Consider the following 21,354-nt stretch of genomic DNA (forward strand, 5'->3'; position numbering starts at 1 on the left):
TTCTTATATTTTATCTCTGTATGAATTTCTTTGCTATTTACTATAGTACTCAATTAACGTATTACTTTAGATGTTAATTAATCCATTACTTTAGTCATATATGAACTTATTTATTAGGAATAATTAAGATAGTGTTAGAAATTTCTCGATTATTTTCTTTAAATAGACTAAAGATATATGACAATAAAATATGAAGTGTTTAGCATAAAGTGAGAGTGCTCCTTACGCTTATTTACTGAATATTTTTTCACTATGTCAATATGTATAGTAAAAAAGGGATGAATCATAAGATTAATCCCTTTTTCGGTACATTATAATAATATGTGTTATATAGACTCTGGCTTATGACTTTAAAAGAATGCTAGTTAATAAAATAATAACATTTATACATGCTCATCAAATATGTGTAAAGATTATCTTGATATTATAAAAACTCTAAGAAGATTAATCTTAATCAAATGAATTTCTGTAAATACAAAGTCAACTCTGTTCTGTTATTTAAGTCCAATTTTTCGAGTATTCTTGAAACATAATTCTTAACGGTACCTTCAGTTATAAATAACTCATTACTAATTGCTTTATTACTCTTCCCTTCCATAATATGTTTTGCAACTTCCAGTTCTCTTGGTGTAAGCAAGTTCGAAAGTTGTTTATTCTCATTAAATTCTGCTTTAACTGCCTCTTTATAATTCACTGAATTTAATGCTTTTACAACTTTCAGTGTAATCTTAGGATTCAAAAGAATATTCCCTTCAAAAGCTGTTTTAATTGAATCAATTATCTCTTGTGAATCTGAATCTTTAAGGATATAGCCATCTGCTCCATTTTTAAGCCCCGTAAAAATATATTCACTATCATTAAACGTTGTAAGAATAATAACTTTAATTTTAGGATACTTTTCTTTAACCAACTTTGTTGCTATTATACCGTCCATTATCGGCATTCTTATATCCATTAAAATAATTTCAGGGCATATATATGAGAGAAGCTCTAACAATTCCTCACCATTAGAAGCCTCACCGACAATATTAATTTCCTCATGAAGACTCAAAATCATTTTCAATCCTTCTCTAACAATTTGCTGGTCATCTACTATAACAACATCCATGTGATTGCCTCCTTAATATTTTGAGAAAGTGGATATTCATCTCACATGATTAAAGGTCGATAATCTCAGGTATACTAGCTTTTACAATAAACCCTGAGTGATCATCTGAATAAAAATGAACCTCCCCACCAAGCGCAATAATTCTGCTTTCTATGCCGTTAATCCCATTCGATTTGACAACATTTGTACATCTTGCACCTTCATTCATTATAATTAGTAAAATCTGATCATAATTTTTATGTATCTTTATGGAGAATTTTTTTGCATTACCATGCTTTATTCCATTCGTTATTGCTTCTTGTACTGTTTTATAAAGACAATTTTTAATATCCGGATTAACAAATTCAACTGCTTCATTTATTTCTAATTCGAATTCTATTCCGCTAGTTTCACGGAAATTCCCAAAAATCTCTTCAATCGATTTACGCAATCCTTTTTGGACAGGATTAGCATTTAACAACGCCACGGCTTGTCTCAGATTTAGGATACAATCCCTTGACAAATTTTGCGATTTTTTTATTACATTCTTCACTTTCTCCGGCTCTATATCTACAACTTTTGCAGCATATTCCAGATTCATCGTCAGTGCAACTAGATAATGACCAAGAGAATCGTGAAGTTCCTGAGCTATTCTTGTTCTTTCCTTAGAAATGGTTAATTCTTTTATTTTTTCCGAGTATTCTTTAAGAGTTGTGTTTGCCACCTTTAATTCTTGATTTAATATTTGTATTTTTTCTTTTTCCAACAAAATATTTCTAAAAAGATAGAGGATTGACATAATGACCAAATAAGAAGTTAGTATATCTTTTATATTCGTATTAGCAATTTTAAGGGCAATTAAATAGATAATAAAATGCAACCCTAATATAAATCTTGGTATTTCTTTAGTTGTAACAATAATTTCAATAAGTAAAATGATTATATAAATTTGTGATCCAATACAATAGACTTCATATAGTAAAAAACCAGCAAGAACATTACTCCCAATAAAAGAGAGAGAATACCAAAATGAATTAAGTTTATTTTGAAATTTAACTCTAGCATAGTCATTTACTATTAAAAGCACTGTAATAATGGACACAAAAACCGCTTGTTTTATATTTATTGGATATATCTTGAATATTGAACTGAATATAGAATAAAAAGCAAAATACTTTATAATTTTTTCGATGAATATTCCATTATTGTGAACCTCTGCTTTTTTCATAATTAATAACCTTTCATACAAGTTGTTTCTACTCCTTTCTACCTTTATTATCCTGACGTTCTAGCATCAAGTCTTTTATTGCATAAAAGATTTGATTATTTAAGCTAGTTCAAATTTAGAGGATAAAGTTTATATCCTTCTCTCACAATATTTATAGCGCGGTTTTCCATTCTAAAATTCCTTTGCAGACACCAATCATACAAGTTTTCTTTTAAATCATATTATATTTTCACATACAGAGTGATAAAATAAAGACTTCCGTTTATATTTTATCTAATTCTAGGATTAGTATACAAAAGTCATTGGCACTATACATTGTAGAGCCTCTTATATGTATCAATTAATTCACTTTGATTTACTGTTTTTATATAAGGAAAATTTTCTTTATTTAATGTACAAACAGCCATTCTATATCCAAATTCGAATTCTAGAATTTGTAACTTATGATCCGTATAACTACATCCCATAATTACATTAATTTCTTTTAATCCACTTATTTCAATCGAAAAAGATTTCAAAGAAAGGGATAAACCTTTGCCACAACACTTAATGTAACTCTCTTTTAATGTCCATATATCATAAAATTTATTCAATTGTTGATCCAAATCATTTTTCATAATATAATCATACTCTCTGTTGGTAAAAAAATTTTTAGCTAAATCCTCGTATTCAATGTCTTTTATTTTTTCTATATCAATTCCTACTGGATACTCATCAAATGCACATACAACAAAATCTCCAGAATGAGACAGATTAAAAAAAACATTTGGATAATTCTTCAAGTGCGGTTTTCCATAATAATCATTATTAAATATGATATCTTTATTATTAATGTTAAGCTTTTGAATAATTATCGATCTTAACAATATTTCTCCCATTAATGTCTGAAGCTTATTCTTTTTTTTCACATACTTTTTTATTCTATGTCTTTTCCTTGAATCAATTAATAAACTTAACTCGTCTAACTGCTCACTATTTATATCAATTATTTTAACCGCGTATATTTCCATAAACTTTCCTCGTTTCATGTATCTCCTTATATTGTTTTTTTATGCGTTGAAATCTATATGTATAGAAAACATAATTATCTGTACTAATATATATTCTCGTATAGTAAGTTTAAAACTCTCTTATTATATCGGTTAAATTAAACATTTTTTTATACACATTTCCCTCTAAAGGCCTTCCAACTCACAATTTATACCAAATCCAAAAGTGCCCCAATTAAATTCACCCCATATAGTTATATGCAAAGATATAATTACATTTTTGATCATCTTTTAAATACTAATTTTTAACTTGTTACATTCAAATTCAATATAGGATCGGGTTTGTATTAATTTTTTTTGAAGCTGTTTTAGTTCTTTTGTAGATTCTTTTTCAACCTTCATATAGGTCTCAATTAGACTCAACATCATATTAATATCGCTTATACTGTTATGAATAACTTCATTAATTTTTTTTTCTTCATCATTTCGTATTGATTTAAATACTACCTTTACGCAAAACGCCATTTTTTGTTCTAAGCTTTTAATCATTTTTTTTGTATGTATCCCCATTTCGCTCTTCTCCGAATTCATTTTTTATTCTTCACAATTGTAATCGTTTTTACAATTGTCCTTATACATTCTCTTATTCGTATTTTTTACCAAAATCGAATTCTTTCATTATACAAAATAATGACTATTGCACCATCTTTAAGTTGATTTCACATTCAATATCTTCTTTTCCATTTAGATTATTTTATATTCTTACTATTAATTGAAAATGTATTATTTATATAATTATTATAAAAAAGGAAGAGATACCTTAATATTTTCCTAAAAGCTACTTGTCATGTAAAAACAAGTAGCTTCGTTATATCATTACATTATCTTTTCTACCTTCCCAAATCGATATTGAGACATAACAAGTGCTTTCTTAAATAACAGAATACTAATTATCCCTATTAACCCAAATAAGATGCTCATCCCCCAAGAATTAATTAGAGAACCCATCATAATTCCAAGCGCTCCAACCATTTTTGCAATTTGAAATATCATTCCGTTAATAGCCATATACGAACTCCTAGCGTCAGCACGGGCCATATCTGCTCGAAGTGACTGGCTTACTGGAACATACATCATCTCTCCTATCGTTTGAAGTAGACCTGCTAGTAATAAAATCCACAAGCTATTACTTGATCCCAATATCATAAATCCCATTGTATACAAAAATAACCCAATAAATAGTACTTTTCGGTCATGAAAATATTTCATAAACTTCACGATAAAAGCTGAAAATAGAACGATGCATACTGTATTCTCAGCGGAGATCCAACTGAGCATACGGATACCTGTTAAATCAAAGTGATTCCCATTCCAGAATGAAAATGTTATCGTTTCAAATTCCTGTTGCAGACGGACTCCGATATAATTATTGATTTGGAATTCTAATGACAATGTACATAGACTTGCACAGCACAGTACCATAAATGCTCGATCTTTTACTACAACTCCATAATTCTTTACCATGTCCTGCAACACATTTTTCTTTTCTATTTTCTTTTGAACTACATACACTTCTTCCATATAAACTGTAATCAAATATAATGTTAATGATGCAATACCTGTCAATAGCATAAATAATTGAAATCGATATTGTTCAAAAAGAATCCCTCCAAGAATAGCACCAATCGCTATAGACAAGTTGACTGCCCAGTAATTAATACTGTACATCATTTTTCTATTTTCTGGTGTACTCACATCAATTAACATTGCTTCTGCTGCCGGATTCATTAATCCGGCACCAATGCTATTTATAAGCATAAACAAAAATGTAAACCAAGGTGAATCAATATAATTTGAGTTCACAATCCCCATACAGGCGATAGAAATCACCTGTATCACTTGTCCGATAATCATGACCTTCTTGCGTCCTAATATATCAGAAATATAACCTCCATATAGTCCTACAATAAGTGATGTAATTACATTTAATAACAATAAAAATCCTGCTAATGCTGCTCCTAATTTTATGGAAAAATAAATCGCCATAAATGGAAAAATCATAATTCCTACTGTACGAGTTAAAAAAGATGTAACTATTCTAATCTTAATATTGAGATGCATAGATTTAATTTCCACTATTTTCCCTCCTTAGTGTTTTCATTTTACTTTGAAAAAGGGGAAAGCGTCAAACTCCGCAAACCCAGTTATACCCATTTATTTATATAATAAAATCCAAAAAAAGGATTTTATTATGCTTTAAATCGAACTAAAATTTATAGAAAATAGAAATAGATCATAAGGCAGCCCTACTCCATTTATTAAATTATTAGTTGCAGCGTGCAATAGAACGTAGATTCATTCTCCCAACAATATTAAAATATACATTATTATTATTGATATACTTTTGCTAACGCAGAAAAAAATGGATACCTTACAGATTTCACATTTGTAAAAGGAATATAAAAAATTAAATTTTATTCCAATCCTCACTTTTGTATACAGAACATGTTATATAAAGTAATTCTTTACACGTATAAATACTATATACATAGAATGACATTCTTCATAACCTCACCACCCCAAATTTATCCCATGATGATTCGGCGAACTTTTTTAATTTCAAAATTTTCCCAATGTTAATAACCTGAAAAAAACATACTTTCTTATTTTAAATGAAAAATTACAACTCTGTTCCAAAAGAGTTTAAGATTTATTATATCCTTTTTACTTTACGAGATATTACGAAAAAACTATTTACGCACAACAAACAAGTGGCAAAAAACTATTATAATTAACTAAAATCTATTTAATCATTTATATTACGACTTCTAAACATCAATTGAAAGATTGACTCTTTTTTTAATTAACTACAAGCATTCTTGACTAAAGATAAAAAATAGATATTTTAATTTTCCTTTAATAAAAATTCTTTCAGGCAGCTATAACTATTGCATTTATACGTTTTCTTTTATTTTGTTTCAACTTTACATCTCCTCCGAAATATATAATTCGAAATGTAATCATCTCCCGAACAAATGACAATGATTTTCATTATTATTGTCAACTGGAAAAATAAAAAGTTTACAAAAAAATAACCCCTTTTTAAGGGGGTTATGCCATTTTTTCTCCGGTTTCTTCTTTAAAAAAGCTCTTCATCGCATGGAATACGTCTGCTTTTTGCTTTAAAATATAATATCTAAAATTCTCATCTTTAATATTTTTATAGGCTGACATGAGGGTACTATGGCGGTTGTACTGATTCACTTCCCCATACCCAAACATATTACACTTCTTCATTAATTCTTCAACAAGTTTTACACATCTAGCATTATCTGAAGTTAAATTATCACCATCTGAAAAATGGAATGGATAAATATTATAGCGGTCTGGTGAATATTTATTATCGATTAGCTCGAGTGCTTTTTTGTATACGGAGGAGCAGATTGTTCCACCACTTTCTCCTTTTGAAAAGAATTCTTCTTCTGTAACGACTTTCGCTTCTGTATGATGAGCAATAAATTCAATATCAACTGTTTCATACTTTGTGCGTAAAAATCTTGTCATCCAGAAAAAGAAGCTACGTGCCATATACTTCTCCCACATTCCCATCGATCCACTCGTATCCATCATCGCTAACACAACAGCCTTTGAATCTGGCTTTAATACTTCATTCCAAGTGCGGAACTTTAAATCTTCTTGATGAATTGGATGGAAAGATGCTTTACCACGCATCGCATTTCGTTTATATGCGGATATCATTGTTCGTTTCTTATCGATATTTCCCCATAATCCTGTTTTTCTAATGTCATTAAATTCAACATGTTCAATCCGGTTTTCATCTATTTCTTTTCTCTTTAAATTAGGCAGCTCTAACTCTCTGAAAAACGCTTGCTCTAATTCTAAAATAGAGACTTCAGCTTCATAGTAATCTTCCCCAGCTCCATCTCCTGCTCCTTGCCCTTTTCCTGGCCCTTTTTGTTTTTGACCACCTGATCCATCTCTCGCAACGACATCACCAACTTTGCTGTCACCGTTTCCTTGCCCAACATGTTTATTTTTATCATAATTGTATCTAATCTTATATTCATCTAGAGAACGAATTGGTATTTTTACAACATCCTTGCCATTAGACATAACTATACTTTCTTCTGTTACAAGATCGGGTAAATTATTCTTAATTGCCTCTTGTACTTTTTCTTGATGGCGCTGTTGGTCGTCATATCCTTTGCGATGGAGGGACCAGTTTTCCTGTGAAATCGTATAATTTGGTTGATTTTCTTCGCCCATTCCTTTCCCTCCTTACTGTAATTGTCTTCCTGTATGAACAGCAAGCTACAAATTTTGTTCTGTAATGTGCAAGCTAGAATATTTGAAAGGTAACTGCCCATAGAAAATCATCCCATAAACATTTATAACGTTTTTCATACAATACCCCGAGCATCCTAAACAAAATTTTGCCACTCACATAATAGAAAGAAATATTCAGCCACTGATAAGAAAGAAACACAATGCATTGTTGCACACATTTTTACTTTGCAACATATTGTATTGTGTTGGCTTTTTTCGTATGAATGGTTGGTTACTCTATCATATGCATATTGTAAAAATAATTGACAATAAATTCATCAAATTGCATCTTAATTTATTACATTTGGACAAGGTATGACACTTTACACACATATGAACGGATAATAAAACGCTGTCCCGCAAAATACAAGAGACAGCGTTTTGTTATCAAACTATCGGTTTAACAAGCTACCTACATAGCGTAGTAATTCATTTGCTGAAGAAGAATTATAGCCATGCTCATCAATTAAACGTGCAACAACATCATTGATTTTCTTAAGCTGATTTTCGTCCGGTGTTTTCGTTGATGTTGTAATTTTCACTATATCTTTTAAATCAGCAAATAGTTTTTTCTGAATCGCTTCACGAAGACGTTCATGTGAATTATAATCAAAGCGTTTTCCTTTACGGGCATAAGCAGAAATGCGAATTAAAATCTCTTCACGGAATGCTTTCTTAGCATTTTCTGAAATTCCAATTTGCTCTTCAATTGAGCGCATTAGTTTTTCATCTGGACTCATTTCTTCCCCTGTTAACGGATCACGTAATTTCGATTTATTGCAGTACGCCTCGACGTTATCTAAGTAATTATCCATAAGCGTCTTAGCTGATTCTTCATATGAATAAACAAACGCTTTTTGTACTTCTTTCTTCGCGATTTCATCGTATTCTTTTCTCGCCAATGAGATGAAATTCATATAACGTTCACGGTCTTCATTACTAATCGATGGATGCTGATCCAGCCCATCTTTTAAAGATCTAAGTACATCTAACGCGTTAATAGATGGTACCTCTTTTCGAATGATTGTAGACGAAATTCGATTAATGACATAACGAGGATCAATCCCCTTCATACCTTCATCTTGATATTCGCGTTGTAATTCTTCTACATCAATCGCATTATAACCTTCTACAGTCTCTCCATCATACAAACGCATCTTTTTAATTAAATCAATATCCGGACGCTTCGGATCTTTTAAACGAGTTAAAATAGTGAACATTGCTGCAACGCGAAGTGTGTGTGGTGCAATGTGAACATTCGACACATCACTTTCACGAATCATTTTTTCATAAATATGTTCTTCTTCACTTACTCGTAAATTATAAGGAACTGGCATTACAATAATTCTTGAGTGTAATGCTTCATTTTTCTTATTTGCTATAAATGAGCGATACTCTGTTTCATTCGTATGCGCTACAATTAATTCATCTGCTGAAATAAGCGCAAATCTTCCCGCTTTGAAATTCCCTTCTTGCGTAAGCGATAATAAGTGCCATAAAAACTTCTCATCGCATTTTAACATCTCTTGGAACTCCATCATTCCTCGGTTTGCCTTATTTAATTCTCCATCAAATCGATACGCACGCGGATCTGATTCTGAACCATATTCTGCAATCGTAGAAAAGTCCAGACTACCTGTTAAATCTGCAATATCCTGTGATTTCGGATCAGACGGGCTAAATGTACCAATCCCTGTACGGCGATCTTCAGAGAAGAAAATACGCTCTACAACTACATCCTCAATTCTTGATCCGTATTCTTGCTCTAAACGCATGACATTTAGTGGTGATAAATTCCCTTCAATTCTAACTCCATACTCATCAAAGAAATCATCTCGTAAATGATGTGGAATTAAATGCAGTGGATCCTCATGCATTGGGCATCCTTTAATTGCAAAAATTGCTCCGCGATCTGTTCTTGAATATGTTTCTAATCCTCGTTTCAACATCGTAACTAACGTTGATTTCCCTCCACTAACAGGACCCATTAATAATAAAATTCTTTTTCTAACATCTAATCGTTTTGCAGATGGATGAAAATATTCCTCTACAAGACGTTCTAGAGCATCCTCTAATCCAAAGAGCTGATTACTAAAGAAGTTATACTTTCTTCTACCATCAACTTCTTCAATTCCGGCATCTTTTATCATATTGTAAATGCGAGAGTGTGCTGTTTGAGCCACCCATGGTCTTTCTTTCACAAGCTCCAAATACTCCGCAAACGTACCTTCCCATTGTAAACGTTCTTCTGCTGCTCGATGCTGTTCAATCTTTTTTAGAATATCCATTATAGCTCCTCCCCCATCTCCTTGTTCAATCGGATTATTATAAAAGGTATGCTAGGATGTCCTTAAACATTCTTTAAATCAAAACGAAATATATAATAGCACGCTAAAATTCTCTCCAAAATTCAAAGAAAATTCTGTATAATATAGGTATTAACGTTTTTACACTGCTATTCATTATAAATAAATTCTTTTCTTCTAAGAACCTTACATACATTTTGGGTAATAAATAAAACTCGTGAACCGAAAAAAGTAAGGAGGATATTAGTATGAAATTATTATTAATTTTAGGTGTATCACTCACATTTCTTACAGCGATTTTTACATCCGGTTACAATGACAAACCAGGTACACATAAAAAATGATGTGCTTTTAGCACATCATTTTTTTATGCATTATTTATAATACATATTTTCCATATCATATTTGGATAGTGGTCGGCTATAATAATAACCTTGTACAAGCTTCACATTCTTTTCTTTCAAAAACTGTATTTGCTCCTTTTTTTCTACTCCCTCTGCAATTACATTCAATTCTAAAGTATGAGCTAAATGAATAATTGCAGCTGTAATATTCGTATCACGTTCATCTATATGTATACCTTCCATAAAAGAACGATCAATTTTTAAAGTATCAATTGGATATGTTTTTAAGTAACTTAAAGATGAATAGCCTGTTCCAAAATCATCTAAATGAATCTTTAAATTTTGTTCTTTTAATTGTAGTAACACTCTCTTCGATATATCTTTATGTATAAGAGCTCCTTCTGTAACCTCTATCGCTAATAAATGAGCTGGTACATTGTACTTATTTAAAGCCCGTGTAATCATCTCTATTAATGTAATAGAGCGAAAGTGTCTAGCTGAAATATTAACTGCAATTGGGACCACTTCATATCCTTTATTTAACCATTCGCGCAGTTGCTGACACACTTGATTTACTACCCATTCATCGAGCTTAATAATAAATCCTGTTCTTTCTGCCAACGGAATAAATTGGTTTGGAGAAACAAATCCTAATTCCTTATTCTCCCACCTTATTAAAGCTTCCATACTAGCTATTTTTTTCGTCTCAATATTAATTTGTGGCTGATAATATAAGAAAAATTCATTTTTTTCTATAGCACGATGTAACTGGTTTTCTATTATAAACCTTTGTTCACGCTCACAGTCTAATCCACTACAATAAAAATGATAATGTCCTTTTCCTTTGTCTTTTGCTTTTTCTAAGGCAGCATCGACTCTCTGAAATAGTATTTTTTCATCTTCTCCATCTGCTGGAGCCATTACAATTCCAATTGACGCACTTAAATATACATCTTCTTTCTCAATTACAAAATATTCACTAATATTTTTCAGTATGCTTTTTGCAACTTCCTCTACACATTCTTTCGTTATATTTTCTATCAACATAACAAATTGATCATCGTGTTCTCTAAATAAGTGCATACCTTCTATTTTTAGATTGCTTAAACATTCTGTCACTTTTTGTAATACTTTATCTCCCTCTTTATGACCAAATGTATCATTAATACGATGAAACTCATCTAAATCTATAAATACAAGCGCAAAATTTATACTCTCTTTTAAAAAAGTATTTAACTTATTTGTACATGAAATTCTATTCATTAATCCTGTTAACTGGTCATAGTAAGCTAAATATTCTGTTCGCATTTCGTTTAATACTTGCCTTGTAACATCTCTCGTAACAATATACACTCCAACAATTTCACCGTTCACAATAATCGGGATAGTTCTCAAAGAAATATATAGCTCGTACCCTTCTTTATGAACATATTTCTTTGAAACAATTTGTTTTGCTTTTCCTTGCATCGATCCCTTAAATATAATTTGAAAATCTTTTTCATATTCTTTATTAATAAATTCAAAAATAAATTTATTATTTAATTCCTCATACCGGTATCCAAATATTTCATACGTTGCCGGATTTGCATATGTAACTCTCCCTATAGAATCTATAGATATAATTGAGTCATTATTATATTCCAGTAACGACTTAAATAACATTTGTTTTTCCTCTATCTCTGTCTTCTCCTCAATTTGAGCTGTAATATCTCTTGTAATACAAATAACAAATTGACATATTCCTTCTTCATCGCAGACAGGATTAAGTGAAGATTCATAATGTATCTCACCTTTTGGTAATTTGACTACATCACAAAAAGTGTGTGCTTTCGCTTCTCTCACTACTTTTTCATATTGCCTTTGCAATATCCCCGCTATATCTTTCGGTAATACTTCTGCAAAAGTTTTTCCATAGCACTCTTCGCTTAACCTAGCATAATCCATTCCTATTTTATTCACATACATATATTTAAACGTTTCATCATCAATAACTTTCAATATAAATACTAAATCTTGAATAGCATGTAATAACCCTTGTCTAATTAAATCCATATCTATCATACTTAAAAAGGTATTTTGATTACTATATTCTTCCTTCATATTTATCTCAACCCGTCTTATCTATTTTTAATCATATATCCCATTCTATATGATTATGTCCTCTCTTTTAAACGTATGATCACATATTATTTTTATTTTATAAAAAAAAGTCGCCATATGGCGACTTTTAATAAACGATTTCTAAATCTAATCCAGGGTAATTTTGTTGACGGAATGCTTCATAAATTAAAATTGCTGCTGTATTAGATAAATTTAATGAACGTACTTTATCTGTCATTGGAATACGTAAACAATGATCAAAGTTTTCTTCGATTACATTAGCTGGTAAGCCGTTTGTTTCTCTTCCAAATACAAAATAGTAATCCTTCTCGCGCTTGCTATAGTCAAACGCTGTATGAGCTTTCTCGCCATACTTCGTTAAATAGAAGAATTCACCATCTTTATTTTTTTCATAAAATTCTTCAATTGAATCATAATACGTAATTTTCACGTGCTGCCAATAATCTAATCCGGCACGCTTTAACATTTTATCATCCGTTGAAAATCCAAGCGGTCTAATCAAATGTAATTCTGTTCCAGTTGCTGCACAAGTACGAGCAATATTTCCTGTATTTGCTGGAATTTCTGGCTGATATAAAACAACATGTACTCCCACGCGATATTCACCTCTGTTTTTTGTCTACTACGTATTATACCACTTGAGCGAAAAATCTCTACCCATTAATAATATGAAAGAATTTATATTTCATTTGTGGTGTATATTTACTAGAGTCTTCATAGTTCCAATAACGTCGACGGCTATTTGCTGAATGTGCATTTACAAGCGGCATACCATCTGCATCTTTTGCTACTACAATCGTCGTATGATTCCATCTTCCGTCATCCTCGAAATCATAAGCAATTACATCTCCAAGAATAAGTTCTTCTGGCCTCTCTACCGCCTCTGCTCGAAGTCCTGTTGTAGCACCTGACAAATACCAATAAAAAGAATGTGCAACAGCCCAGCTCCAACTCCACTGATTCTCCCTTTGCCACCATCCTTTACGAATATTAGGATATCCGTTCATAGGTACTTCTCCAGTATGAAGACATTGAGAAATGAAATTCGTACAATTATCAGGGAAATTACGATACATAGGATTTCGGTCATCCCACCAACGCTCTGCATATTTCACTGCCTCTAAACGATTATACTGATAAGAACCGTACTTCTCTTTCGTAATTTCCCTTTCTAATGTCTCACCCATTCTAATTTCTTCTGACACTTCAATATCATAATCGCCTATAATCCGACTATTATTTAAACAAACTCTTCGTTTTAATTGTTCCTCTTCAATATAAAATAATTCTTTATGCTTAATTAAATATTTAAAATGTATTTGATAATCAATTTCTTGATGGTCATTACTATTTAATTGTCTAATGAAAGAAACATCCGCAATTGCTTTCACTATATGTGCACTACGCCTTTGAAACAATTGTTTCTTTCTCTGTGCCATTTGTAGTAAATCCTCAGCAATACCATCCACGTCTGTTCGTTTCTCTGTGATATATGCTAAAAACTGTTGTACTTGCTTTTCAATATTCATTTTTACAGCCATTTCGTTTCCCTCCCATATTACAATATGAAAAAGGGAAATATTATCTACTCTTTTTTCTGTGCTAACAATTCAAGCCCGCGATTCATTTCATGAAGTACTTCTTCATCTTTCTCACGTTCCATCGCTTTCTCAATCGCTTCGCCTACTCCATCTCCCCCAATTTTCCCAAGTGCCCATGCTGCCGTTCCGCGCAATACCGGTCTTGGGTCATCTTTCATAACACCAATTAAATCAGGAATTGCCGATGCTTCTTTAAAATGTGCTAATGCTAAAATCGCATTTCTTTGCAGTGGCTTTTTCCCTCTCCATGACCCTGACATAATCCCATATTTCTCTTTAAAATCACGATTACTAATTGTTAAAAGTGGCGTTAATAATGGTTTAACTAGCTCAGGATCCGGCTCCATCTCAGGATGATTATGAAAATCCATTCCTTTGTTTTTCGGGCAAACAGTCTGACACGTATCACATCCATATATACGATTTCCTATTTTATCGCGATATTCTTCAGGTAGGAATCCTTTCGTCTGTGTTAAAAACGCAATACACTTCTTCGAATCTAACTGTCCCCCCTGTATTAAAGCACCTGTAGGACAAATATCGATACATTTCGTACAGCCCCCGCATTGATCTTCTATCGGCTTATCTGGCGGGAATGGAACATTTGTAATCATTTCCCCTAAGTATACGTACGAACCGAATTCAGGTGTAATAATAGCACAGTTTTTCCCACTCCAGCCAATGCCTGCACGCTCTGATACAGCTCGATCACTTAATTCACCTGTATCAACCATGGACTTCACTTCTATATCTGGAAGTTTTTCAATTAAATATGCTTCTAATTTTTGCAAACGATCTCGTAAAACAAGATGATAATCTTGTCCCCAAGAAGCACGGCAAAAAATTCCACGGCGTTCTCCACGCTTACTTAATGGTGCATTTTTTAATTTTGAAGGATATGCTAAAGCAATCGCAATAATTGATTTAGCACCCGGTAATAAAAGTTGCGGATTCGTTCTCTTCTCTATATCAGGCTCTTCAAATCCAGATTGATAATTTAATTGTTGTTGCTGGATTAAGCGCTGCTTTAATTCCTCAAAAGGAGAAGCACTCGCAAAGCCTATTTTATCTATGCCAATTGTTTTACTATACGCAATTACATCTTGCTTTAATTGTTCAAAATCCACTCTTAATCGCCTCCTCAGATGAATCCATCATCCCTTATGTAACGACTTTATTGGTTAGTAATTCACTTTTGGAATACTATTATTTACTTCTATTTTCGCATGTAATTATATTTTTCAAACATTAAAAAACGCAATGCCTCGTTTATCTCGGAAACGAAACACTGCGTTGATCACAATTTATAGAAAAACATTTAATAAAATTTGGAGCGGGTGAAGAGAATCGAACTCTCGACCAGAGCTTGGAAGGCTCTTGTTTTACCACTAAACTACACCCGCAAATATGAATTACATATAAGATATTAGAATAACTTATGTAAAGTAGTATAGCATGTTAAAAAAATAGAGGCAAGAATTTTATCGAAAAAAGTCGAAAAAGTGATGAGAGACCTCATCACTTTTTCAATTCTTTATCAATGGCCTTCTTCATACTATCGAAATCAGGGTTTGCAAGATTTCCGTTTACATATACTGAAGGAGCACCTTGAACTTTTAATTTTTGAGCACGATCTGAATCTTTACGTACTTTTTCTGTAATTTCTTTACTGTGTAAATCTTTCTTAAATTGCTCTACATCAACTTTTGGAAGTTTCTCTTTCACAATGCTAAGAAGCAAATCTTCTGTAATCCATTCTTCCGTATCTTTCTTTTGATTTTGATAAATCTCATCATAGAAAATCCAGAATGAATCTTTATCTTGTTTATAAATTGCTTCACCAGCTGCTGCACCTAAATCCGAGTCTTTTCCGATAAATGGGAAGTTAATAAAATATAACTGCACTTTGCCTTTATCAATATACTCTTCTTTTAATCGAGGTAATACTGTTACATCCCAAGTACGACAAGCAGGACATTTAAAGTCTCCAAATTCAACTACCTTAACTGGAGCATCATCTTTCCCTAAAGATTGTTGCGTGGAATAAGCAAACATCTCATTCCCTTTATCTTTTTTGTCATTTATGATGCTATACGCAATTGTTCCAATTACAATCAATACTGCGATAGAAAAAACTATACCAAGAGCCATGAGTTTATTTGATTTCATATACATTCCTCTTTAAATTCATATTCTGTATACAGCATTGTACACAATACACATAATATCAACACTTATATACGTCACGCAATGAACACGCTCACATAAATTACAAAAACACAATAATTGTGACGATATTGTGTCACAATTTATTCAAAAAAAGAAGCTCCTCTGTAGGAACTTCTCTTAACTTACTGCTTTTTTACGCGCACTATTTAACATCGACTGCTCTATTTTTATATCATGACGAATTACTAATTTCTCACTAACTGCTTGAACATACTCATCATGGCTTATATAGCCTTCTTTCTCCATTAGTCTCAACACAACATTTCGTCTCTCTACTGCTTTATCATAATTTTGGGCAGGTGAGTAATAAGCAGGTGCTTTTACTACAGCAGCCATCATTGCACTTTCAGCCAACGTTAATTGGTTCACCTTTTTACCGAAGTAAAGGTTTGCTGCTTTTTCAATTCCCCATGCTCCTTCACCATAATAAATGTTACTTACATATAATTTTAAAATTTCATCCTTCGTAAATGTGCGTTCAATTTTTTTCGTATAAAAAATCTCTTTCCACTTACGAGAAAATGTACGCTCATTAGTTAAAAAAGCATTTTTAGATAGCTGCTGTGTAATCGTGCTTCCTCCTTGCACGACACCACCAGCCTTTATATTCTCAACAGAGGCCCTAATAATTGCTATATAATCTAAACCGTTATGATGATAAAATCTTTTATCTTCTGTCGCAATAAATGCATGTGTTAATGATTCTGGCACCTCTAAATTAGCCGGTACATGTAATTTACTAATGTCACTTTTCTCAATCATTACATTTCCAATGAATAATAACGTACAACTTAACAATAATAATAATATAATGGCTTTATAAAAAAGTTTAGTCATTGGATTTAATGCAACTTTTTGATGATAGTTCACCCTAGATAATACTCGTTCTTTCATCTTGAACACCTCTTTTCCACACAGCATATAACTCTTACTTTAAGAATACATTGTTGTAAAAAAATATCCCATCGATTTCTCTTACACGTACCTTACATCATTGTAAGGTATAAAGTGAAACTTTAATCAGCCCTCACCAATCACGTTCCCGGCAAATAGCGGGGTAAAAAAGTATTGTATCACAGACCTTTTTTATCTACTATTCATCTGAAATATTGAATATAGATTATATTCAATCACGAATAACCAATAACAGAGTAAGCCTTAAGGCTATTATATTTTCACTTTATACTTTAATTATATCATCTACAAATATATGTACTTTTGAGTATCTAGTAATCTTAATGTATATAACATATACATTATACAGAACAAACGTTCTATAAATCAATACTAACACTATTATTATTTTGACCTTTTTCTTAAACAGTATACAAAAAAAGAGTAGTGATTTGAATGTATCTCAAATCAGCTACTCTTTTCTTTACAATCTTCCTATTAAATTATATGGCTGTACTTCCCACGTTTCATACGGAATACAATGTGTTGCTCTCATTGCATCAAGCGTTCTGGATTTCATATGAGGACGAGTTATATACTCATCTATGTTCTCTTCATTTAAATCAACAAATTTAGCCTCTTGTATTTCTTCAGGTTGAATTTTTATTTCGCCACTCACATATGCTACTTTAAAAACAACAGCTAGAATGTGCATAGAGGCATTATAATAAACCCCGGTAATTCCGATAGGCTTCACCGTTAACCCTGTTTCCTCTTTTATTTCCCTACAGACAGCTTGATCGAGTGCTTCTCCTTCTTCTACCTGTCCTCCTGGCATTTCCCACGTATCAGCTCGCCAGTGTACCTTTGTTAATAACACTTCATTTTTCTCATTTGTTAAATAACCTGCTACGGCAACTATATGCTTTGGTGTCTTATGTTCCATACTAAGCCTCCTAGAAATAATGGTTATTTCATATATCCCTATCTACACCAAAATACCTTTAATAATTCATCACCTTAATTAACTTCATAAAAAAAGCCCCTATTCGTTAAACGAAAAGGGGCTTTCATCATATTACTCTCCTAAGTCTACGTTGTGGTAAACTTGTTGTACATCTTCTAAATCTTCTAATGCATCAACCATTTTCTCAAATTGTACTTGAGCATCTTCAGGAAGTGTAACATCACTTTGTGCAAGCATTGTTAATTCTGCAACTGTAAATTCTTCAACACCAGCACCTTTAAGTGCAGATTGTACTGAATGGAATTGATCTGGTTCAGCATACACGATAACAGCATCTTCTTCTTCTAGAATGTCACGTGCATCTACATCTGCTTCCATTAAAATTTCAAGAACTTCATCTGATGTTTTACCTTCAAGGCCGATAACAGCTGTCGCATCAAACATGTAAGCTACAGAACCGTTTACACCCATGTTACCACTGTTTTTGCTAAATGCAGCTCGTACATCTGCTGCAGTACGGTTTACGTTATTTGTAAGTGTATCTACAATAACCATAGCTCCATTTGGTCCAAATCCTTCATAACGAAGCTCGTCATAATTTTCCTCTGAACCGCCTTTTGCTTTTTCAACTGCACGATCAATAATTGTTCTTGGTACATTGTATGTTTTCGCACGTTCTAATACGACTCTAAGCGCTTGATTTGATTCTGGATCTGGCTCGCCTTGTTTTGCCGCCACATAAATTTCACGTCCAAATTTCGCGTATATACGGCTTGTATTTGCATCTTTTGATGCTTTTTTGTCTTTAATATTGTTCCATTTACGGCCCATACTTTCCACTCTCTTTCTCGTTTTAAATCTACATAAAAATATTAATATGAAATATAATGTGTGTTCAACACATTTTTAAAAGAAATATAAAAAGTTCATTTTTGATTCATATTACAGACATAATATAAATCACTATCATTTTGTTCTTTCGACAAGTTATATTATACATGAATTCCTAAGTTTATTACGAATTTTAGCATCACATAATATAATTTAACAAAAAAGACTCTAACATTTCTGTTAGAGTCTTTTTATATTGCTGATACCTATTTCCATAATATTCCTATAATTACTTTCTATTGTTGTATAATAAAAATAGGGAAAAATTCGAAGAAAAGATGAAGGGAGAATTATGACACATTCAAATGAAAAAAAATCACATGCTTTTAAAGGAATAGGAGAAAAGTTAAACCCAACTATCTATCAAGTAAGATTCATGAAATGAGATGAACCAATCCAATTTGAGGCGTTTCCTAAATTGAAGGAATTAGGGGACTGGTTAAGTACTTCAACGCAAATGTGGGCGTGCCACTCAACAATGTATAAGTACAACAGAGAAGAGTTTAAAAAGAAGTTTTTAGAAATTACAAACTTAACCGTTGATAATGTACTAATATCTACTGGTGGTGTCGGATTTAACTTCATGTCACCAGGGTGGAGAAATTCTCACTAAATACCGCAATTAAAAGGATAAAATTGAATGTTTGTTTTTATCCTTTTAATGTTTCCGTACACTTTTTGTGCTTATTTTGTCATGTAATGAAAAGAAAACAAAAAAACTCTATACTAATTGTATAGAGTTTTTTTACGACGTTCATGATACCGATGGTCGGGGTCGAACCGACACTCCCGAAGGAACACGATTTTGAGTCGTGCGCGTCTGCCAATTCCGCCACATCGGCACAAAAGAAAAGGCGGCAACCGGATGGTCACCCACCGCAGGATTTTAAGGTTTTGCAGACCTCTGCCTGTGCCACTTGGCTATGCCGTCATATTAAATTTTATTGGAGCGGAAGACGGGATTCGAACCCGCGACCCCAACCTTGGCAAGGTTGTATTCTACCACTGAACTACTTCCGCAAGACATGTCTGAGCTAGTTGGATTCGAACCAGCGCATGACGGAGTCAAAGTCCGTTGCCTTACCGCTTGGCTATAGCCCATCGAATTCTTACTTAATTATATGTAAGTATCAATTAAATTATTTGTAATTTTTAAAATAAAAATGGGGCGACTGATGGGAATCGAACCCACGAATGCCGGAGCCACAATCCGGTGCGTTAACCACTTCGCCACAACCGCCATGTTGTGTAAATATATTTGGCAGGGGCAGTAGGAATCGAACCCACACTGGAGGTTTTGGAGACCTCAGTTCTACCTTTAAACTATGCCCCTATGTAAATGGTGGAGGGGGGCAGATTCGAACTGCCGAACCCGAAGGAGCGGATTTACAGTCCGCCGCGTTTAGCCACTTCGCTACCCCTCCGAAACTTACATGGTGCCGGCTAGAGGACTTGAACCCCCAACCTACTGATTACAAGTCAGTTGCTCTACCAATTGAGCTAAGCCGGCGTATTTTATTGAAATAAATGGTGGCTCGGGACGGAATCGAACCGCCGACACGAGGATTTTCAGTCCTCTGCTCTACCGACTGAGCTACCGAGCCTTATTAAAATGGCGGTCCCGACCGGGGTCGAACCGGCGATCTCCTGCGTGACAGGCAGGCATGTTAACCACTACACCACGGGACCATTTGGTTGCGGGGACAGGATTTGAACCTGCGACCTTCGGGTTATGAGCCCGACGAGCTACCGTGCTGCTCCACCCCGCGATAATACTATTCATATAAAATTTATATGGTGGAGGATGACGGGATCGAACCGCCGACCCCCTGCTTGTAAGGCAGGTGCTCTCCCAGCTGAGCTAATCCTCCAAAGTGGTGACCCGTACGGGATTCGAACCCGTGTTACCGCCGTGAAAGGGCGGTGTCTTAACCACTTGACCAACGGGCCAAATATTATAAATCCTATGGCGGAGAGCAAGGGATTCGAACCCTTGATACGCTTATGACGTATACACGATTTCCAATCGTGCTCCTTCGGCCAACTCGGACAGCTCTCCAATGGCTCCGCAGGTAGGAATCGAACCTACGACCGATCGGTTAACAGCCGATAGCTCTACCGCTGAGCTACTGCGGAATAATATTGCCTGGCAACGTCCTACTCTCACAGGGACAAGGTCCCAACTACCATCGGCGCTAGAGAGCTTAACTTCCGTGTTCGGTATGGGAACGGGTGTGACCTCTCTGCCATCATTACCAGACATTATTCTTTTGAGACAATCATTATTATAACTTATTTACTTTAAAAGTCAACAAGTTTTTTATGTTCTCTCAAAACTAGATAACATTGC

General features: G+C 33.4%; 15 protein-coding genes, 16 tRNA genes, 1 rRNA gene and 1 pseudogene. 1 reads left to right on the forward strand and 32 read right to left on the reverse strand.

The window, feature by feature from the left end; all coding sequences use genetic code 11:
* Positions 1-454: 454 nt before the first annotated feature.
* The 16 genes from DN400_RS24295 to DN400_RS24370 all read right to left on the reverse strand — a co-directional run bounded on the left by DN400_RS24295 (position 455) and on the right by DN400_RS24370 (position 18,944).
* On the reverse strand, positions 455-1,108 hold the full coding sequence (locus tag DN400_RS24295; RefSeq protein WP_065229714.1) for a response regulator transcription factor: 654 nt from the start codon (positions 1,106-1,108) through the stop codon (positions 455-457).
* A 49-nt stretch (positions 1,109-1,157) separates the two neighbouring features.
* Positions 1,158-2,315, reverse strand: coding sequence for a sensor histidine kinase (locus tag DN400_RS24300; protein WP_065229721.1), 1,158 nt, complete (start codon positions 2,313-2,315; stop codon positions 1,158-1,160).
* 308 nt (positions 2,316-2,623) lie between these two features.
* On the reverse strand, positions 2,624-3,325 hold the full coding sequence (locus DN400_RS24305; RefSeq protein ID WP_098205721.1) for a 4'-phosphopantetheinyl transferase family protein: 702 nt from the start codon (positions 3,323-3,325) through the stop codon (positions 2,624-2,626).
* A 270-nt stretch (positions 3,326-3,595) separates the two neighbouring features.
* On the reverse strand, positions 3,596-3,874 hold the full coding sequence (locus DN400_RS24310) for a hypothetical protein (protein WP_065229712.1): 279 nt from the start codon (positions 3,872-3,874) through the stop codon (positions 3,596-3,598).
* A gap of 306 nt (positions 3,875-4,180) precedes the next feature.
* Entirely contained in the window at positions 4,181-5,425 is a 1,245-nt protein-coding gene (locus DN400_RS24315) for an MDR family MFS transporter (RefSeq protein ID WP_481747369.1), read from the reverse strand.
* Between the two features lie 990 nt (positions 5,426-6,415).
* Positions 6,416-7,591: a sporulation protein YhbH gene (gene yhbH, locus DN400_RS24320; protein ID WP_147801994.1), complete on the reverse strand. Its 1,176-nt coding sequence runs from the start codon at positions 7,589-7,591 to the stop codon at positions 6,416-6,418.
* A 452-nt stretch (positions 7,592-8,043) separates the two neighbouring features.
* Positions 8,044-9,939 (reverse strand): PrkA family serine protein kinase, encoded by a 1,896-nt coding sequence (locus DN400_RS24325; protein WP_000353273.1) that lies wholly within the window; start codon positions 9,937-9,939, stop codon positions 8,044-8,046.
* 392 nt (positions 9,940-10,331) lie between these two features.
* A complete protein-coding gene (locus DN400_RS24330) occupies positions 10,332-12,401 on the reverse strand; it encodes a sensor domain-containing protein (protein WP_016513613.1) in 2,070 nt (689 codons plus the stop codon).
* Between the two features lie 127 nt (positions 12,402-12,528).
* A complete protein-coding gene (trmL, locus tag DN400_RS24335; RefSeq protein ID WP_000538147.1) occupies positions 12,529-13,017 on the reverse strand; it encodes a tRNA (uridine(34)/cytosine(34)/5-carboxymethylaminomethyluridine(34)-2'-O)-methyltransferase TrmL in 489 nt (162 codons plus the stop codon).
* A 58-nt stretch (positions 13,018-13,075) separates the two neighbouring features.
* Positions 13,076-13,963, reverse strand: coding sequence for an amidase domain-containing protein (locus tag DN400_RS24340; RefSeq protein WP_000279322.1), 888 nt, complete (start codon positions 13,961-13,963; stop codon positions 13,076-13,078).
* 44 nt (positions 13,964-14,007) lie between these two features.
* Positions 14,008-15,150, reverse strand: a complete 1,143-nt coding sequence (gene queG, locus DN400_RS24345; protein ID WP_000345209.1) for a tRNA epoxyqueuosine(34) reductase QueG — start codon at positions 15,148-15,150, stop codon at positions 14,008-14,010.
* Between the two features lie 202 nt (positions 15,151-15,352).
* Positions 15,353-15,426: transfer RNA gene (locus DN400_RS24350), tRNA-Gly, on the reverse strand.
* A gap of 115 nt (positions 15,427-15,541) precedes the next feature.
* A complete protein-coding gene (locus DN400_RS24355) occupies positions 15,542-16,192 on the reverse strand; it encodes a DsbA family protein (protein WP_000841308.1) in 651 nt (216 codons plus the stop codon).
* Between the two features lie 177 nt (positions 16,193-16,369).
* Positions 16,370-17,146 carry a transglycosylase domain-containing protein gene (locus DN400_RS24360; RefSeq protein WP_000664716.1) on the reverse strand — a complete coding sequence of 259 codons (777 nt, stop codon included), beginning with the start codon at positions 17,144-17,146 and terminating at the stop codon, positions 16,370-16,372.
* Between the two features lie 484 nt (positions 17,147-17,630).
* On the reverse strand, positions 17,631-18,092 hold the full coding sequence (locus DN400_RS24365) for an NUDIX hydrolase (RefSeq protein ID WP_000400463.1): 462 nt from the start codon (positions 18,090-18,092) through the stop codon (positions 17,631-17,633).
* 132 nt (positions 18,093-18,224) lie between these two features.
* On the reverse strand, positions 18,225-18,944 hold the full coding sequence (locus tag DN400_RS24370; protein WP_000532949.1) for a YebC/PmpR family DNA-binding transcriptional regulator: 720 nt from the start codon (positions 18,942-18,944) through the stop codon (positions 18,225-18,227).
* A gap of 352 nt (positions 18,945-19,296) precedes the next feature.
* On the opposite strand from DN400_RS24370, the pseudogene DN400_RS24375 reads away from it, so the two are divergent.
* Positions 19,297-19,617 (forward strand): annotated as a pseudogene (locus DN400_RS24375) (DUF3884 family protein).
* Positions 19,618-19,764: 147 nt separating this feature from the next.
* Here the strand turns inward: DN400_RS24375 and DN400_RS24380 are convergent.
* The 16 genes from DN400_RS24380 to rrf form a co-directional block, all read right to left on the reverse strand.
* Positions 19,765-19,846: transfer RNA gene (locus tag DN400_RS24380), tRNA-Leu, on the reverse strand.
* Positions 19,847-19,856: 10 nt separating this feature from the next.
* Positions 19,857-19,935, reverse strand: a tRNA-Cys gene (locus DN400_RS24385).
* A gap of 14 nt (positions 19,936-19,949) precedes the next feature.
* Positions 19,950-20,024 (reverse strand) — tRNA-Gly (locus tag DN400_RS24390).
* A gap of 9 nt (positions 20,025-20,033) precedes the next feature.
* Positions 20,034-20,105, reverse strand: a tRNA-Gln gene (locus DN400_RS24395).
* 63 nt (positions 20,106-20,168) lie between these two features.
* A tRNA-His gene (locus DN400_RS24400) sits at positions 20,169-20,244 on the reverse strand.
* A 19-nt stretch (positions 20,245-20,263) separates the two neighbouring features.
* A tRNA-Trp gene (locus DN400_RS24405) sits at positions 20,264-20,337 on the reverse strand.
* Between the two features lie 7 nt (positions 20,338-20,344).
* A tRNA-Tyr gene (locus DN400_RS24410) sits at positions 20,345-20,428 on the reverse strand.
* Between the two features lie 10 nt (positions 20,429-20,438).
* Positions 20,439-20,514, reverse strand: a tRNA-Thr gene (locus DN400_RS24415).
* Positions 20,515-20,532: 18 nt separating this feature from the next.
* Positions 20,533-20,608, reverse strand: a tRNA-Phe gene (locus tag DN400_RS24420).
* A 9-nt stretch (positions 20,609-20,617) separates the two neighbouring features.
* Positions 20,618-20,693: transfer RNA gene (locus DN400_RS24425), tRNA-Asp, on the reverse strand.
* Between the two features lie 3 nt (positions 20,694-20,696).
* A tRNA-Met gene (locus DN400_RS24430) sits at positions 20,697-20,773 on the reverse strand.
* Positions 20,774-20,799: 26 nt separating this feature from the next.
* Positions 20,800-20,875 (reverse strand) — tRNA-Val (locus DN400_RS24435).
* A gap of 4 nt (positions 20,876-20,879) precedes the next feature.
* Positions 20,880-20,954: transfer RNA gene (locus DN400_RS24440), tRNA-Glu, on the reverse strand.
* A gap of 17 nt (positions 20,955-20,971) precedes the next feature.
* Positions 20,972-21,063 (reverse strand) — tRNA-Ser (locus DN400_RS24445).
* A 2-nt stretch (positions 21,064-21,065) separates the two neighbouring features.
* Positions 21,066-21,140 (reverse strand) — tRNA-Asn (locus DN400_RS24450).
* 8 nt (positions 21,141-21,148) lie between these two features.
* A 5S ribosomal RNA gene (gene rrf, locus DN400_RS24455) occupies positions 21,149-21,264 on the reverse strand.
* Positions 21,265-21,354 lie beyond the last annotated feature (90 nt).

It is taken from the genome of Bacillus sp. AR8-1 (assembly GCF_008042345.1).
Lineage (GTDB): Bacteria > Bacillota > Bacilli > Bacillales > Bacillaceae_G > Bacillus_A > Bacillus_A cereus.

Coding starts and splice junctions, on each gene's coding strand:
- DN400_RS24295 (WP_065229714.1), bottom strand. CDS start 1,108: ATGGATGTTGTTATAGTAGATGACCAGCAAATTGTTAGAGAAGGATTG.
- DN400_RS24300 (WP_065229721.1), bottom strand. CDS start 2,315: ATGAAAAAAGCAGAGGTTCACAATAATGGAATATTCATCGAAAAAATT.
- DN400_RS24305 (WP_098205721.1), bottom strand. CDS start 3,325: ATGGAAATATACGCGGTTAAAATAATTGATATAAATAGTGAGCAGTTA.
- DN400_RS24310 (WP_065229712.1), bottom strand. CDS start 3,874: ATGGGGATACATACAAAAAAAATGATTAAAAGCTTAGAACAAAAAATG.
- DN400_RS24315 (WP_481747369.1), bottom strand. CDS start 5,425: ATGCATCTCAATATTAAGATTAGAATAGTTACATCTTTTTTAACTCGT.
- yhbH (WP_147801994.1), bottom strand. CDS start 7,591: ATGGGCGAAGAAAATCAACCAAATTATACGATTTCACAGGAAAACTGG.
- DN400_RS24325 (WP_000353273.1), bottom strand. CDS start 9,939: ATGGATATTCTAAAAAAGATTGAACAGCATCGAGCAGCAGAAGAACGT.
- DN400_RS24330 (WP_016513613.1), bottom strand. CDS start 12,401: ATGAAGGAAGAATATAGTAATCAAAATACCTTTTTAAGTATGATAGAT.
- DN400_RS24340 (WP_000279322.1), bottom strand. CDS start 13,963: ATGGCTGTAAAAATGAATATTGAAAAGCAAGTACAACAGTTTTTAGCA.
- DN400_RS24355 (WP_000841308.1), bottom strand. CDS start 16,192: ATGAAATCAAATAAACTCATGGCTCTTGGTATAGTTTTTTCTATCGCA.
- DN400_RS24360 (WP_000664716.1), bottom strand. CDS start 17,146: ATGAAAGAACGAGTATTATCTAGGGTGAACTATCATCAAAAAGTTGCA.
- DN400_RS24365 (WP_000400463.1), bottom strand. CDS start 18,092: ATGGAACATAAGACACCAAAGCATATAGTTGCCGTAGCAGGTTATTTA.
- DN400_RS24370 (WP_000532949.1), bottom strand. CDS start 18,944: ATGGGCCGTAAATGGAACAATATTAAAGACAAAAAAGCATCAAAAGAT.